The sequence below is a fragment of the Pseudomonas sp. R1-15 genome (assembly GCF_051132085.1).
Lineage (GTDB): Bacteria > Pseudomonadota > Gammaproteobacteria > Pseudomonadales > Pseudomonadaceae > Aquipseudomonas.
Genome location: NZ_CP071660.1, coordinates 3825724 through 3840108, shown reverse-complemented (window position 1 = coordinate 3840108; position 14385 = coordinate 3825724). Strand labels below are relative to the sequence as shown.

The window sequence follows — 14385 nt, the reverse complement described above, 5'->3', positions numbered from 1 at the left end:
GCGGGCAGCTTCGTTGGGCAATCGCTGAGTTGGGACTGGAAAGACGACCCGGGAACGAGATTATTCCAGCGCAGGAAAATTAAATACGCGACGTGGGAATAAACCCGTCGGGCTTTCGTCTGACAGGTCCTTTTCACAGATGGCCGTGTGCCCTGGAGTCTGCAAATGGTTGACCCTTCTTCTGAATCGAGTCGGCCGCCGTTGAGCGCTGCCAGCCTGGCGTTGCGCCTGACCGGCATCGCCGCGGTCGTCGCCGCGCTGGCCGGGGCATTCGCTTACGTGAACGGTACCCTGGACCCGCAACGGCTGACGCCCAAGGCCTTGGTCAACGTGCTGGAAACCAATAACGGGGTTCATCCGGGTTTTCGGCGCAATCACTCCAAAGGTGTCTGCGTTGCGGGCTATTTTGAGAACAGCGGCGAGGCGCGAGCCTACTCCAGCGCGCAGGTGTTCAGCGATGCGCGGACGCCGGTGGTGGGCCGTTTTGCACTGCCCAGCGGCAACCCCTACGCACCCGATGGCAGCGTGCCGATCCGCAGCCTGGCGTTGCGTTTTACCCAGTCCGATGGCCAGCAATGGCGCACGGGCATGAACAGCATGCCGGTTTTCCCGGTGGGGACGCCCGAGGCGTTCTTCCAGCTTCAACAGGCCCAGTCGCCGGATCCGGCCACGGGTAAACCGAACCCGGCGGCGGTGCCGGCATTTTTCGCCGCGCATCCCGAGGCGATGCCGTTCCTGCAATGGATCAAGACCGCAAAACCCTCGGCCAGCTATGCCACCGAAACTTATAACGGGATTAACGCGTTTTATCTGGTCAACCCCTCGGGGGAGCGCCAGGCGGTGCGCTGGGCGGTAGTACCAACGCGCCAGGACGCGGCTCAGACCACGCCGCCCCAAGGCGCTGACTTCCTTGAGCAGGACCTGACGAAACGCCTGGCTGCCGGGCCACTGCGCTGGCAGCTGAACATTACCCTGGCCAATCCCGGCGACCCGGTCAACGACGCCAGCAAGGCCTGGCCCGGCGACCGCAAGGCGCTCAACGCCGGTACCCTGGTACTGGAGCGCGCCCAGGCGCAGGACAACGGGGATTGCCGCGACATCAACTATGACCCGCTGATCCTGCCCAGTGGCATCGAAGGCTCGGATGATCCGCTGCTGGCCGCCCGCTCGGCAGCCTATGCCAGTTCCTATCTGCGGCGCACCAGCGAAGTCAGCCAATTGCCCGCTACCCAGGAGTCCCGTCAATGAAAGCCCCTCGACACTTCGCACCGCTGGCTCGGCTGCTGCATTGGCTGATGGCCCTGATGATCATCGCCATGCTGTTTATCGGCGCAGGCATGGTCGCCTCGGTGTCCGAGCGCCACGAATGGTTGCTCCAGCTGCACAAACCTCTGGGCATCGCGATTCTGTTGCTGGTGATCGTGCGCCTGGTGGTGCGCTTCACTCGCCGTACGCCGCCGCTGCCAGCCGATCTGCCGGGGTGGCAGGTATTGGCGGCCAAGGCCTCGCATGTCTTGCTGTACGCCTTGATGCTGATCCTGCCGCTGTTGGGCTGGAGCATGATTTCGGCAGCAGGCGACCCGGTGATGCTTAGCGAATCGCTGCGGTTGCCCTCCATCCTGCCAGCGGATGCCCAGACTTTTGCGTGGCTGCGCAAGGCCCATGGCTACCTGGCCTATCTGTTGTTCCTGACCGTGCTGGTGCATCTGGCGGCGGCGTTGTTCCATGGGTGGGTGCGCCGGGATGAGGTGTTGGGCAGCATGTTGCGCGGCAAGGACTGACGCATAACCCGTGGCGAGGGAGCTTGCTCCCGCTCGGCGGCGCAGCCGTCGTAAAACCGGCTGACGCGATATGTCTAAAAAACTGCATCGAGCCATTCGGGGTGGCTACGCCACCCAGCGGGAGCAAGCTCCCTCGCCACGGGGAGCGGGGCGCCGGGGAATCTCAGCGCAATTCGTCGATGATGTCCTCGACCGTGCTCAGCACGTCCTTGCCCAGTTGCATTGAGCGTTTGCCGGACCAGCCCGTGCGTGGGTTCGGGTGGTCGTCGTGGTCCTTGAACGGCATTTCCAGGGTCAGGGACAGGCAATCATATTTCTGGCCAACGGCGTTGCAGGCCAAGGTCATGTTGGCCTGGCCCGGTTCGTCGCGGGTGTAGCCATGGGCGGTCTGGAAGTCCTTGGTCTGGTGCTTGAGGTGGCTGCGAAAGCGCTCTTCGAGTTCGGCGATGCGTGGCGTATAACCAGGGTTGCCTTCGCAACCGGCGGTGAAGACGTGGGGTATCTCTTCGTCACCGTGGACATCGAGGAACAGATCGACACCGTACTTTTCCATCTGCTGCTGTACGAAATAGACCTCGGGGCTGATTTCCGTATTGGCGCTCTGCCAGGCCCGGTTGAGGTCCTGGCCCATCGCGTTGGTGCGCAGGTGCCCGTGGAACGCGCCATCCGGATTCATGTTCGGCACCAGGTACAGATCGGCCTTGGCGAGCAAACGGTTCAGCTGGGCGTCGTCCTGGTGCTGGAGACGTTCGATTACTCCCTCCATGAACCACTCGGCCATGTGCTCGCCGGGGTGCTGCTGCGCAATGATCCAGATCTTGCGTCGGCCCTCGGCACCGCTGCCTTTGCGCAGCAATTGAATATCACGGCCCTCGACGCTTTTGCCGGTCGCCAGCAGTTCGGTACCGGCCTTGTGCTGCGCCTGTTCGATCAGCCAGTCGTGACGGCCGCGGCTGTAGGGTTCGAAATAGGCAAACCAGGCGTGGGGCTGTTCGGCTTCCAGATGAAAGCGCAGGGCATCGCCCTCGAATTGCGTAGGAATACGGAACCAGTTGACGTGATCGTAGGACGCTACGGCTTGGTAGCCTGTCCACGCCTTGTTGTAGGACGATTGGCTGGCGTTGAGCAGGCGGAAGGAATATTCCTGGCCGACGTGCAGGCCACTGGCCTTGAAATGAAACCATTGGAAATGCGCGCTACGGGTGTCTGGCCTGATTTTCAGCAGCGACTGCAACGGGTTGCTGATGTCCACGACGTCAATATTGCCACTGTCGAAGTTGGCGCTGATATCAAAGGAAGATTTAGCCACGGTCACGGTTCCGGTAGAGGATCTTGTGGCCGTTACTTTACACGCAGGACGGGCGAACCGGGACGATTAGCGCCATGAAAAAAAGGGGGCGCCCTCCCTGGACGCAGAAGCAGATTAGACAGTCGCTGAATGATTCTCAAGTGCTGCCTGTCGTTCATTCATCTGTTGCAGCGCAGATGCTTTGGCGAGCGAAGTGCGTTTGCTATCATCGCCGTCATCGAATCAGCAGCATCCAAAGACTTCATTAGCCTGAAGCCATAAGCCGAAAAATCGGCAAAAAAAGACCCGGCAAAAAGCCGGGTCAAAAACCGTGATTAGCCTGATGAGGAGATATTCCAGAGGTCCGACCTAAGGTCCTCTGGGCTATCGACTGATCTCGCGACCAGCTGATGCAATAATAATCATTATCATTTGCAAGTCAAATGTTTTTATTGCCTCAATTGGAAATTATTTCTCGTGGCCCGCGTTCGCGGCGTCATTTCAAGCGTTGCGACTAGCGTGCCGGGTAGCCGTCCAGGGTCCGGTCGAGCATGACCTTGACCAGGTCGATCATATGCACCACCGAAAATGCCAGGTCACGGCTCGGGCCGTTCAATCGGCTGGCGGATTCGTGGGCGGTAGCGGCTGCACAACGTAGCAGGTCGCAAGCATGAACCAGGGCTTCCTCCCCACTGATGTTTCGGTTGACGTCGAAGAAGCGAAGTTCCGCCGGGTTGTCGGCAATATCCGGTTTCAGGTAGTGGTCCAGGGCGCGTTTGGCCGCCGGACAATCCTGAAGCGACGAAAATGGGTTGTTCGAGGGGGCTGCGGGCTCATCGTTGTTGGGCTTGTCCATGATGTCGAGTTTCTCCGTGCGGGTTTGGAAATCCTGATCCCAGCTTAGTACTCGGCGTAATTGTGACGATAATTTAAATACTACAACTTGTGTTTTGCTGGACGGCGTCAGCCACGTATCGTGCCGCTCATGGATAAATGGATAGAGTTGGTCAAGGCCAGGATGAAGGAGCAGCACATCACGCAAGTGGTGCTCGCAGAGCGTCTGGGGATGTCTCAGGGTGGGGTCGGCCATTGGCTGACCAAGCGCCGACAACCCAGTCTTGGAGACATGAACCGGGTGCTGCAGGAGCTGGGGCTGGAGTTCCTCGAGGTGGCTATGGTGATCCGCGAGCCGGACACTTCCACCGACGAGGGGATGGCCCTGGCGCAGAAGTACAACCCGTACTTTCGCTACCCGGTCAGTGACTGGCGCGACATCGGTCTCGTCCGCGAAGAGAATGTCGTGGACTACGGCCAGCCGCGCTATGAGCTGACGGATTACCATGCACGGGGCGACGCGTTCTGGCTGGTGGTGATGGGGGATGCGATGACGGCGCCAAGCGGCTTGAGCATTCCCGAGGGCATGTCGATCCTGGTGGATCCGGCGATCGAAGCGGTGCCCGGCAAACTGGTGATTGCCCGATTGCCAGGCAGCAGCGAAGCGACTTTCCGCAAGCTGATGGAAGAGAGCGGGCAGCGTTACCTGGTTCCGCTCAATCCGACTTATCCGAAAACCCTGTTTACCGACCAATGCCGCATCATCGGCGTGGTCGTACAGGCAACCATCAGATTCTGACTGGATCGGCCCGGAAACCGGGCCGAATGTCTATTCTTCCAGTTCCACCAGCGCGCTGCCCTCGCTGACCATCTCTCCCTCCTGGCAATACACCGCCTTGATCACGCCAGCCTTGGGCGCGCGGATGCTGTGCTCCATTTTCATCGCCTCCAGCACCACCAGTTGCGCGCCGGCTTCCACCGCCTGGCCAGCGCTCACCAGCACCCGAACGATGCTTCCATTCATGGGGGCGACCAGGCCGCCCTGCTGGCTGTGGCTGGCCTCGGCCGCCGCCAGCGGGTCGTAGGAGTCGACTCGATACAGATCGCCCTTCCATTGCAAGTAGAGACTGTCGCCGTGGCGAATGGCTCGATGTTCGCGGCGCACACCGTTGTGCTCGATGATCAAGTGCTCGCCCCTGAGCTCGGCGCCGCGACCAGCAACATCCAGCGTCACGGCGCGGTCCTGGCCATCGCAACTCAGGTGCAGGGTGATTTCCGCTGGCAGCCCCAGACGCAGCCCGGCGGTAGCGGCCCATGGCGAGTTGCTGTCATCGGCGCGGACACGTGGCGTCAGGCTCAAGGCGAAACCCTGGGCCGCAGCGCGCCAGAAATCGTCATCCAGTTCGCCCGGCTCCGGCAACAATTGCGCCTGGTAACGCGGGATGAAACCGGTGTCCAGTTCCGCCGCCGCGAAGGCGGGGTGAGCGATGATACGGCGTAGAAAACCGATGTTGGTTTTCAGCCCGCCGATGGCGAACTCATCGAGCATGGCCAACAACCGCAAACGTGCCTGTTCACGGTTTTCCCCCCAGGCAATCAACTTGCCGAGCATCGGGTCGTAGAAGGGCGAGATCTCATCGCCTTCGTCAACACCACTGTCTACCCGGCGACCTGGGCCTTCGGCCGACTCGCGATACAGCGACAAGCGCCCCGTGGCGGGAAGAAAATCATTGGCCGGATCTTCGGCGTACAGACGTACTTCGATGGCGTGACCCAGCAGCGGCACCTGCTCCTGGGTGATCGGCAATGGCTCGCCCTGGGCGACGCGGATTTGCCAGGCCACCAGGTCGAGCCCGGTAATCGCTTCGGTCACCGGATGCTCGACCTGCAGCCGGGTATTCATTTCCATGAAGAAGAATTCGCCTCGCGAATCCAGCAGAAACTCCACCGTACCCGCGCCGACATAGCCGATCGCCTTGGCCGCCCGTACGGCGGCTTCGCCCATCGCCCGGCGCAATTCCTGGCTCAGGCCCGGCGCCGGTGCCTCCTCCACGACCTTCTGATGGCGACGCTGGATCGAGCAGTCGCGTTCGTTGAGATACAGGCAGTTGCCGTGCCGGTCGGCGAACACCTGGATTTCCACGTGGCGTGGCTTGAGCAGGTATTTTTCCACCAGCATTCGCGCATCGCTGAACGACGACTGCGCCTCGCGCTGCGCGGAGGCCAATGCCTCGGCCAGTTGGCTGACCTCCTCGACGACCTTCATGCCCTTGCCGCCGCCGCCTGCCGTGGCCTTGAGCAGCACCGGATAACCGATGCGCTCGGCGGCGGCGCGGAACGTCTCCAGATCCTGGGCTTCACCGTGATAGCCGGGTACCAGCGGCACGCCGGCGGTTTCCATCAAGGCCTTGGCGGCGGACTTGCTGCCCATGGCTTCGATGGCCGAGGCGGGTGGGCCGAGAAAGATCAACCCGGCATTTTCGATGGCCCTGGCGAACCCGGCATTCTCGGAAAGAAAACCGTAGCCTGGGTGGATAGCCTGGGCGCCACTGGCTTGCGCCGCAGCGATCAGTTTGTCGATTTGCAAATAGCTGTCGGCGGCCTTGCTGCCGCCCAGATCGACACGCACGTCGGCTTCCCGGCTATGACGCGCGTCACGGTCGGTGGCGCTGTGCACCGCAACGGTGGTCAGGCCCATGGCCTTGGCCGTGCGCATGACGCGGCAGGCGATTTCGCCGCGGTTGGCGACCAGCAGGGTAGTGAGGGCAGGGGCGCTCATCGACGCGGCTCCTTGTTGTTGGACTCGGCTTGCCAGCTCGGCGGCCGTTTTTGCAGGAACGCCCGCAGGCCTTCCTGGCCTTCAGGGCTGACCCGTATCCGCGCGATGGCATTTTCGGTGTAGCGCCGCAACGCCGGGGTCAACGCACCGTTGCCGACTTCGCGCAGCAGTTCCTTGCTGGCGCGCATGGCCGCCGGACTGTTGAGCAGCAGGTTGTCGATCCACTTGCCGAGCTGATCATCCAGGGTCTCGGCCGGGTAACTGTCCGCCAGCAAACCGATTTCCTTCGCCCGTTGTCCACCGAAACGTTCAGCCGTCAGGGCATAACGCCGTGCCGCCCGTTCGCCGATGGCCTGCACCACGAATGGGCTGATCACGGCCGGCGCCAGGCCGATGCGTACTTCGGACAGGCAGAACTGCGCATCATCGGCACCGATGGCCATGTCACAGGCGCTGATCAAACCCAGCGCGCCGCCGAATGCCGCGCCCTGGACAACGGCGAGTGTCGGGATCTTCAGCTTGGCCAGGTTGTACATCAGCTCCGCCAGTTCCCGAGCGTCGTCGAGGTTGGTGTGGTAATCGAGTTCGGCCGATTGCTGCATCCAGGTCAGGTCGGCGCCGGCGCTGAAGTGTTTGCCACGACCACGGATCAGCAGGAAGCGCAGGGTCGGATCGCTGCCGACCTGGTCCAGGGCGAGGATCAGCTCGCGGATCATCTCGGCGTTGAACGCGTTGTTTTTCGACTCGCGGTCGAGCCACAAGGTGGCGAAGCCGCGCGGGTCCATCTGCAATTGGAGCGTGTTGTAATGATTCATGGGCGTTCCCCGGTTACATCCTGAACACGCCGAAGCGGCTCGGTTCGATGGGCGCGTTCAGCGACGCGGACAAGGCCAGGCCCAGCACATCGCGCGTCTGCGCCGGGTCAATGACGCCGTCATCCCACAGCCGCGCGCTGGAATAGTAGGGATGCCCCTGTTCTTCGTACTGGTCGAGGATCGGTTGCTTGATCTCGGCCTCCTGAACTGCGCTGAACGGCTGGCCGCTGCGTTCGGCCTGTTCGCGTTTGACCTGCACCAGCACGCCGGCCGCCTGTTCGGCGCCCATCACGCCGATCCGCGCATTCGGCCACATCCACAAAAAGCGCGGGTCATAGGCGCGGCCGCACATGCCGTAGTTACCGGCGCCGAAACTGCCGCCGATGATCACGGTGAATTTCGGCACTCGGGCGCAGGCCACCGCGGTCACCAGTTTTGCGCCGTGTTTGGCGATGCCGCCGGCTTCGTATTTCTGACCGACCATGAAGCCGGTGATGTTCTGCAGGAACAACAGCGGTATGCCGCGCTGGCAGGCCAGTTCGATGAAGTGCGCGCCTTTTTGTGCGGCCTCGGCGAACAGGATGCCGTTGTTGGCCAGGATGGCGACCGGGTAACCGTGCAAGTGGGCGAAACCGCACACCAGGGTCGTTCCGAACAGGGCTTTGAACTCGTCGAACACCGAGCCGTCCACCAGACGTGCGATCACTTCCCGCACGTCAAATGGCTGCTTCGCGTCGGCCGAAACCACGCCGTACAGCTCCTCACTCGAATACAGCGGGGCGATGGGCGCGCGTTGCTGCACATCACCGAGCTTGCGCCAGTTGAGGTTGGCCACGCTGCGACGGGCCAGCGCCAGGGCGTGTTCGTCGCTGTCGGCGTAATGGTCGGCGACACCGGAAATCTTGCAGTGCACGTCGGCGCCGCCCAGGTCCTCGGCACTGACCACCTCTCCAGTCGCCGCTTTTACCAACGGCGGGCCGGCGAGGAAAATCGTTGCCTGCTGGCGGACCATGATCGCCTCGTCCGCCATCGCCGGCACGTACGCGCCGCCAGCGGTGCAGGAACCCATGACCACGGCAATTTGCGGGATGCCCTGGGCACTCATGTTGGCCTGGTTGAAGAAGATCCGGCCAAAATGCTCACGGTCGGGGAACACCTCGTCCTGTCGCGGCAGGTTGGCACCGCCGGAATCCACCAGGTAGATGCAGGGCAGGCGGTTCTGTTGGGCGATGGTCTGGGCGCGCAGGTGTTTTTTCACCGTCAGCGGGTAATACGAACCACCTTTGACGGTCGCGTCGTTGGCGACAATCATGCATTCGACGCCTTCCACGCGGCCGATCCCGGCGATCACGCCGGCGGCCGGAACGTCTTCGCCGTACACCTCGTAAGCCGCCAGCGGACTGATCTCCAGGAACGGCGAACCCGGGTCGAGCAAGCGATTGATGCGTTCCCTGGGCAACAATTTGCCCCGTGAGGTATGCCGTTCCTGGGCCTTGGCTCCGCCGCCTTGCTGGACGTGGGCGAGCAAGGTACGCAGCGCCTCGACCTGGCCGAGCATTGCGTTGCGGTTGGCGCTGAATTCCGGTGAGCGTGGGTTGAGCTGAGTGTGCAGCGTGGCCATGGTCAGCTCCGTTAGCGGGTTTCGTTGAACAGTTCGCGGCCGATCAGCATCCGTCGGATCTCACTGGTGCCGGCGCCGATTTCATACAGCTTGGCGTCACGAAGCAGGCGCCCGGCCGGGAACTCATTGATATAGCCATTGCCGCCCAGGATCTGGATGGCATCGAGGGCCATTTGCGTCGCGCGTTCGGCGCTGTAGAGAATCACCCCGGCGGCGTCCTTGCGCGTGGTTTCGCCGCGCTCGCAGGCCTGGGCCACCGCATACAGGTAGGCGCGGCTGGCGTTGAGCTGGGTGTACATATCCGCAACCTTGCCCTGGATCAGCTGGAATTCGCCAATGCTCTGGCCGAACTGCTTGCGATCATGGATATAGGGCACGATCAGGTCCATGCAGGCCTGCATGATTCCGGTCGGGCCGCCGGACAAGACCACGCGTTCATAATCGAGGCCACTCATCAGGACCTTCACGCCACCATTGAGTACGCCGAGGATGTTTTCTTCCGGCACCTCGACGTCGTCGAAAAACAGCTCACAGGTGTTGGAGCCGCGCATGCCGAGCTTGTCGAACTTGTTGCTGCGGCTGAAGCCTTTCCAGTCGCGTTCGACGATGAACGCGGTAATGCCGTGGGCGCCTTTTTCCAGGTCGGTCTTGGCGTAGATCACATAGGTGTTGGCGTCAGGCCCGTTGGTGATCCAGGTCTTGCTGCCGTTGAGAACGTAGCGGTCGCCGCGTTTGTCTGCGCGCAGTTTCATCGAGACCACATCGGAGCCGGCGTTCGGTTCGCTCATGGCCAGGGCGCCGATGTGTTCGCCGCTGATCAGCTTGGGCAGGTATCTGGTTTTCTGCTCATGGTTGCCGTTGCGATTGATCTGGTTGACGCACAGGTTGGAGTGGGCGCCGTAGGAGAGGGCGACCGAGGCCGAGCCGCGGCTGATTTCTTCCATCGCCACCACATGGGCCAGATAACCCAGGCCAGCGCCGCCATATTCTTCCGGGACGGTGATGCCCAGCAGGCCCATGTCGCCGAACTTGCGCCACATATCGGCGGGGAACAGATTGTCGATGTCGATCTGCGCCGCCCGAGGCGCCAACTCTGCCTTGACGAAGGATTGCACCTGGTCGCGCAACATATCGATAGTTTCGCCGAGGGCAAAATTCAGGGATGGGTAGCTCATGGGACACCTTTTGGATTTTTTGTCGGGTGCGGGGAAGCGGCGGGAGCGCTCTCACCTTTACGTTAACGTAAGCGCGCGGCCCATGGCTGTCAATCGCTCTTTACGTTAACGTCAACTTGGGCCAGAGTTAGGCCGCTTGAACAGCTTTCGAAGTCGTGAGATTCCACCGATACACCCACTAATAAAGACAACAGGGGGCGTCATGGATCAACCCGGTTCGCATACGCAACTCAGCTATACCCGCGGTTCCCAGGCCAAGGCCTTGCTGGCCCAAACCATCGGCGAGGCGTTTGACCAGACGGTGACCGACTTTCCTGACGGCGAAGCGCTGGTGGTTCGCCACCAATCATTGCGCTACAGCTGGCGCGAATTGGCCGCGGCGGTCGATCTGCACGCCCGGGCCATGCTCGCGCTGGGTTTGGAAACCGGCGATCGGCTAGGCATATGGGCACCCAATTGCGCGCAGTGGTGCATTACCCAGTTTGCCAGCGCGAAGATCGGCGTGATCCTCGTCAACATCAACCCGGCCTATCGGGCCTCTGAACTGGAGTATGTGCTCAAGCAGTCCGGATGCCGCTGGCTGGTGTGTGCGGGGGCTTTCAAGACTTCGGATTACCACGCCATGTTGCAGGCATTGGCGCCGGAACTGGCAGAGCAATCGATCGGCCAACTGCGAAGCGAATGCTTGCCGGATCTGCGCGGCGTGATCAGCCTCGATTCCCAGCCGCCTTCAGGCTTCCTGCCCTGGTCGCAGCTGGCCGACCTCGGTGCAGCCATCTCGCCTGGGCAATTGGCCGAGCGCCAGGGCAGCCTGCATTTCGAGCAGCCGGTGAATATCCAGTACACCTCCGGCACCACCGGATTTCCCAAGGGCGCGACCCTCAGTCACCAGAACATTCTCAACAACGGTTACATGGTCGGTGAAAGCCTCGGCCTGACCGCCGGCGATCGTCTGGTGATCCCGGTGCCGTTGTATCACTGCTTCGGCATGGTCATGGGTAACCTGGGGTGCATGACCCACGGCAGTACCATGATCTACCCCAACGATGCCTTCGATCCGTTGCTGACGCTACGGACCGTGGCCGAAGAAAGAGCCACCGCGCTGTACGGCGTCCCCACCATGTTCATCGCCATGCTGGACCAGCCGCAGCGCGGGGATTTCGACCTGTCCAGCCTGCGCACCGGGATCATGGCCGGAGCCACCTGTCCGATCGAGGTGATGCGGCGGGTCATCAGCGAGATGCACATGGCCCAAGTGCAGATTGCCTACGGCATGACGGAAACCAGCCCGGTGTCGTTGCAGACCGGTCCCACGGATGAACTGGAGTTGCGCGTCACCACCGTTGGGCGTACCCAGCCGCAACTGGAGAGCAAGATCATCGACGGGAACGGCGAGGTTGTCCCTCGCGGCACCATCGGCGAATTGTGCACGCGCGGTTACAGCGTGATGGTCGGCTACTGGAACAACCCCAAGGGCACGGCCGAGGCGATCGATGCGCAGGGCTGGATGCACACCGGCGACCTGGCGAGCATGGATGAGCAGGGTTACGTCTGTATCGTCGGACGGAACAAGGACATGATCATCCGTGGCGGCGAGAATGTTTATCCCCGGGAGCTGGAGGAGTTCTTTTTCACCCATCCCGCAGTGGCAGATGTGCAGGTGATCGGCATTCCATGCCCGCGCTACGGTGAAGAGATCGTGGCCTGGATCAAACTCCATCCCGGCCACAGCGTCACCGAGGAGCAGTTGCAAGCGTGGTGCAAGGAACGCATCGCTCACTTCAAGACACCGCGTCATTTCAAATTTGTCGAGCAGTTCCCGATGACGGTTACCGGCAAGATCCAGAAATTTCGCATGCGCGAAATCAGTATCGAAGAGCTGCGCAATCACCAGGGCCAACCACAATCCTAGTGTGGGAGCGAGCCTGCTCGCGAAAGCGGTGTGTCATTCAAGCTGCCATGGTGTGACACATCGCCTTCTGAGCCCATGGAAGGAAACCAAACCCCAGACAGCACAAAGGGGAGCCGAAGCTCCCCTTTAATTTTGTCGTCGCGTGCTCTTTTTTTATTATTGAGGGGCGGCCTGTTGTTGTTTTTGGCAGCCGTGACCCTTTACCGCTGTTTTTGGCGATCCCCATCCGGGATCAAGAGCAAACGTATTTTTTTGAGCGCTGATCTGCTTTTTCGCCTTGCGATCCAACCGATTCGGGAGCTACCTGGAGGTAGTTTTATTATTCTCTGCCCGGTTGCGGGTTGCTCCTGGAAGCACCCTGAAAAGCACATCTTCTCCAAAAAAATCTGTTAGCTGCGTCTCTGCCGTGTTGTTTTTGTTATGTCAGAGTCGTTTCGTCTTGTTTTTATTGGGTTTGTCGCTTTTTTTTATTCTTGTTGTACTGGAGATATAGCAGGTGCCGTGCCAACTTTTAGAAATCCTTTTAAATCAATGGATTAGGTTATTTGGCTGAAAACTCGGCACGACGATTCCAGACAAATTGTTTCCGTGTTACTCGTTTCGCCCCCGTTACAAGCGGGGCGGTAACACCTCATCGCGCCAAGCGCGCCTTGGCCACGCGCGAACCGGTCGAGCGACCCAGCACGTCGCAGATCTGCCGGCCCGCGGCGATGAGTGCATCCAGATTAATGCCGGTCTCGATGCCGAGGCCGTTGAGCAGGTACAGCACGTCTTCCGTGGCGACGTTACCGCTGGCGCCCTTGGCATAAGGGCAGCCGCCCAGGCCGGCGATTGAGCTGTCGAACACGGCAATACCTTCCAGCAAGCTGGCGTAGACGTTGGCCATGGCCTGGCCATAGGTGTCATGGAAATGTCCCGCCAGTTTGTCCCGGGGCACGTCCGCGCCGACTACCTCGAACATCCTGCGCGTTGCACCGGCGGTGCCGGTGCCGATGGTGTCGCCGAGGGACACCTCGTAACAGCCCATGGCGTACAGCTCCCGTGCGACCCACGCGACCTGCTCGGGCTTGACCTCGCCCTCATAGGGGCAGCCCAGCACGCAGGACACATAGCCGCGCACGCTGACGCCGCTGTGCTTCGCCGCCTCCATGATCGGTGGGAAGCGTTCCAGGCTTTCCTTGATCGAACAATTGATGTTGCGCTGGGAAAACGCTTCGGACGCCGCGGCGAATACAGCGACTTCCTTGACCCCCGCCGCCAGTGCGTCCTCGAAACCCCGCAGGTTCGGTGCCAGGGCGCCATAGGTCACGCCGGGCTTGCGCTGGATCTGCGCAAATACCTCGGCCGAACCGGCCATCTGCGGCACCCACTTGGGCGAGACAAAACTGCCGACTTCGATATAACCCAGGCCCGCATCGCTCAGGGCGTCAACCAGACGCACCTTGTCCGCCACGCTGATGGGTTGGGATTCATTCTGCAGGCCGTCGCGGGGGCCGACTTCGATCAAACGTACAAAGGAGGGGAGGGACATGGGGATTGACCTGTGGTGAGTTGCCAACTTCCGGGACCAATGACAAACCCTTGTGGGAGCGAGCCTGCTCGCGATAGCGGTATGACAGTCAATTCGATGTTGCCGGTCATATCGCCATCGCGAGCAGGCTCGCTCCCACAGGGGACGTGTCGTATTACTGGGCGACTTCCTCGCCTTTGATCGTCTGCTCCAGCGCCTGGATGCAACGTTCTTCGGCGGTGTCGAGCTCCAGCTTCATCTGTTCGATATCCAGCAACTGCTGTTCGAGCTGTTCGCGCCGTTCGGCGATTTTCGCCAGCATGCTGTGCAGTTGTTTCTGATTGCCGCTGCTGGGGTCGTAGAGTTCGATCAACTCACGGCACTCGGCAAGAGAGAAACCGATGCGCTTGCCTCGCAGGATCAGTTTCAGGCTGACCTTGTCCCGCGGCGAGTAGATACGTTCCTGACCACGGCGCTCCGGGCGCAACAGACCCTGTTCTTCATAGAAGCGGATGGCGCGGGTGGTGATATCCAATTCGCGGGCGAGGTCGGAGATGCTATAGGTCTGGCTGCTCATGGAAGCGCTCGAAACGAAAGGGGTTGGCGCTAAGCTAATGGCAGGTTGACGTTCACGTCAAGCAATGAGCTGTCGACGAAACCTGTGGGAGCG

12 protein-coding genes are annotated in these 14385 nt (G+C 61.2%); 4 read left to right on the top strand and 8 right to left on the bottom strand.

The features are described 5' to 3' along the window. The first annotated feature begins 165 nt into the window (after nucleotides 1-165). Both J3P97_RS17355 and J3P97_RS17350 read left to right on the top strand, forming a co-directional pair. Nucleotides 166-1248, top strand: coding sequence for a catalase family peroxidase (locus J3P97_RS17355; protein ID WP_434672376.1), 1083 nt, complete (start codon nucleotides 166-168; stop codon nucleotides 1246-1248). Further along, nucleotides 1245-1781 (top strand): cytochrome b, encoded by a 537-nt coding sequence (locus tag J3P97_RS17350; RefSeq protein ID WP_434672375.1) that lies wholly within the window; start codon nucleotides 1245-1247, stop codon nucleotides 1779-1781. The genes J3P97_RS17355 and J3P97_RS17350 overlap by 4 nt, the downstream gene beginning before the upstream one ends. Before the next feature lie 163 nt (nucleotides 1782-1944). Here the strand turns inward: J3P97_RS17350 and J3P97_RS17345 are convergent, their stop codons facing one another. After that, nucleotides 1945-3096 (bottom strand): M14 family metallopeptidase, encoded by a 1152-nt coding sequence (locus J3P97_RS17345; RefSeq protein ID WP_434672374.1) that lies wholly within the window; start codon nucleotides 3094-3096, stop codon nucleotides 1945-1947. A 487-nt stretch (nucleotides 3097-3583) separates the two neighbouring features. Beyond that, complete coding sequence (locus tag J3P97_RS17340) at nucleotides 3584-3925, bottom strand: DUF6124 family protein (protein WP_434672373.1); 342 nt, start codon at nucleotides 3923-3925, stop codon at nucleotides 3584-3586. Between the two features lie 129 nt (nucleotides 3926-4054). On the opposite strand from J3P97_RS17340, the gene J3P97_RS17335 reads away from it, so the two are divergent. Then, a complete protein-coding gene (locus J3P97_RS17335; protein ID WP_434672372.1) occupies nucleotides 4055-4702 on the top strand; it encodes a LexA family protein in 648 nt (215 codons plus the stop codon). A gap of 30 nt (nucleotides 4703-4732) precedes the next feature. Here the strand turns inward: J3P97_RS17335 and J3P97_RS17330 are convergent, their stop codons facing one another. From J3P97_RS17330 to J3P97_RS17315, 4 genes are read right to left on the bottom strand one after another with little or no spacing between them, the layout of a single operon-like run. After that, nucleotides 4733-6682 (bottom strand): acetyl/propionyl/methylcrotonyl-CoA carboxylase subunit alpha, encoded by a 1950-nt coding sequence (locus tag J3P97_RS17330; protein WP_434672371.1) that lies wholly within the window; start codon nucleotides 6680-6682, stop codon nucleotides 4733-4735. After that, nucleotides 6679-7497: a gamma-carboxygeranoyl-CoA hydratase gene (locus tag J3P97_RS17325; RefSeq protein WP_434672370.1), complete on the bottom strand. Its 819-nt coding sequence runs from the start codon at nucleotides 7495-7497 to the stop codon at nucleotides 6679-6681. Before J3P97_RS17325 ends, J3P97_RS17330 begins: the two co-directional genes overlap by 4 nt. 13 nt (nucleotides 7498-7510) lie before the next feature. Beyond that, nucleotides 7511-9118, bottom strand: coding sequence for a carboxyl transferase domain-containing protein (locus J3P97_RS17320; RefSeq protein WP_434672369.1), 1608 nt, complete (start codon nucleotides 9116-9118; stop codon nucleotides 7511-7513). 11 nt (nucleotides 9119-9129) lie between these two features. Beyond that, nucleotides 9130-10293 carry an isovaleryl-CoA dehydrogenase gene (locus J3P97_RS17315; RefSeq protein ID WP_434573237.1) on the bottom strand — a complete coding sequence of 388 codons (1164 nt, stop codon included), beginning with the start codon at nucleotides 10291-10293 and terminating at the stop codon, nucleotides 9130-9132. Nucleotides 10294-10495: 202 nt separating this feature from the next. Here J3P97_RS17315 and J3P97_RS17310 point away from each other — a divergent pair, with 202 nt between their 5' ends. Beyond that, nucleotides 10496-12205, top strand: coding sequence for an AMP-binding protein (locus J3P97_RS17310; protein ID WP_434672368.1), 1710 nt, complete (start codon nucleotides 10496-10498; stop codon nucleotides 12203-12205). A 631-nt stretch (nucleotides 12206-12836) separates the two neighbouring features. On the opposite strand, the gene J3P97_RS17305 is transcribed toward J3P97_RS17310, so the two are convergent. Then, nucleotides 12837-13736, bottom strand: a complete 900-nt coding sequence (locus J3P97_RS17305; protein WP_434672367.1) for a hydroxymethylglutaryl-CoA lyase — start codon at nucleotides 13734-13736, stop codon at nucleotides 12837-12839. 154 nt (nucleotides 13737-13890) lie between these two features. Next, nucleotides 13891-14292 (bottom strand): MerR family transcriptional regulator, encoded by a 402-nt coding sequence (locus J3P97_RS17300; protein ID WP_434672366.1) that lies wholly within the window; start codon nucleotides 14290-14292, stop codon nucleotides 13891-13893. Nucleotides 14293-14385 lie beyond the last annotated feature (93 nt).

Bases quoted from the DNA above. Each gene is read 5' to 3' on its own strand.
- J3P97_RS17355 (WP_434672376.1), top strand. From the start codon at position 166: ATGGTTGACCCTTCTTCTGAATCGAGTCGGCCGCCGTTGAGCGCTGCC.
- J3P97_RS17350 (WP_434672375.1), top strand. From the start codon at position 1,245: ATGAAAGCCCCTCGACACTTCGCACCGCTGGCTCGGCTGCTGCATTGG.
- J3P97_RS17340 (WP_434672373.1), bottom strand. From the start codon at position 3,925: ATGGACAAGCCCAACAACGATGAGCCCGCAGCCCCCTCGAACAACCCA.
- J3P97_RS17335 (WP_434672372.1), top strand. From the start codon at position 4,055: ATGGATAAATGGATAGAGTTGGTCAAGGCCAGGATGAAGGAGCAGCAC.
- J3P97_RS17330 (WP_434672371.1), bottom strand. From the start codon at position 6,682: ATGAGCGCCCCTGCCCTCACTACCCTGCTGGTCGCCAACCGCGGCGAA.
- J3P97_RS17325 (WP_434672370.1), bottom strand. From the start codon at position 7,497: ATGAATCATTACAACACGCTCCAATTGCAGATGGACCCGCGCGGCTTC.
- J3P97_RS17320 (WP_434672369.1), bottom strand. From the start codon at position 9,118: ATGGCCACGCTGCACACTCAGCTCAACCCACGCTCACCGGAATTCAGC.
- J3P97_RS17315 (WP_434573237.1), bottom strand. From the start codon at position 10,293: ATGAGCTACCCATCCCTGAATTTTGCCCTCGGCGAAACTATCGATATG.
- J3P97_RS17310 (WP_434672368.1), top strand. From the start codon at position 10,496: ATGGATCAACCCGGTTCGCATACGCAACTCAGCTATACCCGCGGTTCC.
- J3P97_RS17305 (WP_434672367.1), bottom strand. From the start codon at position 13,736: ATGTCCCTCCCCTCCTTTGTACGTTTGATCGAAGTCGGCCCCCGCGAC.
- J3P97_RS17300 (WP_434672366.1), bottom strand. From the start codon at position 14,292: ATGAGCAGCCAGACCTATAGCATCTCCGACCTCGCCCGCGAATTGGAT.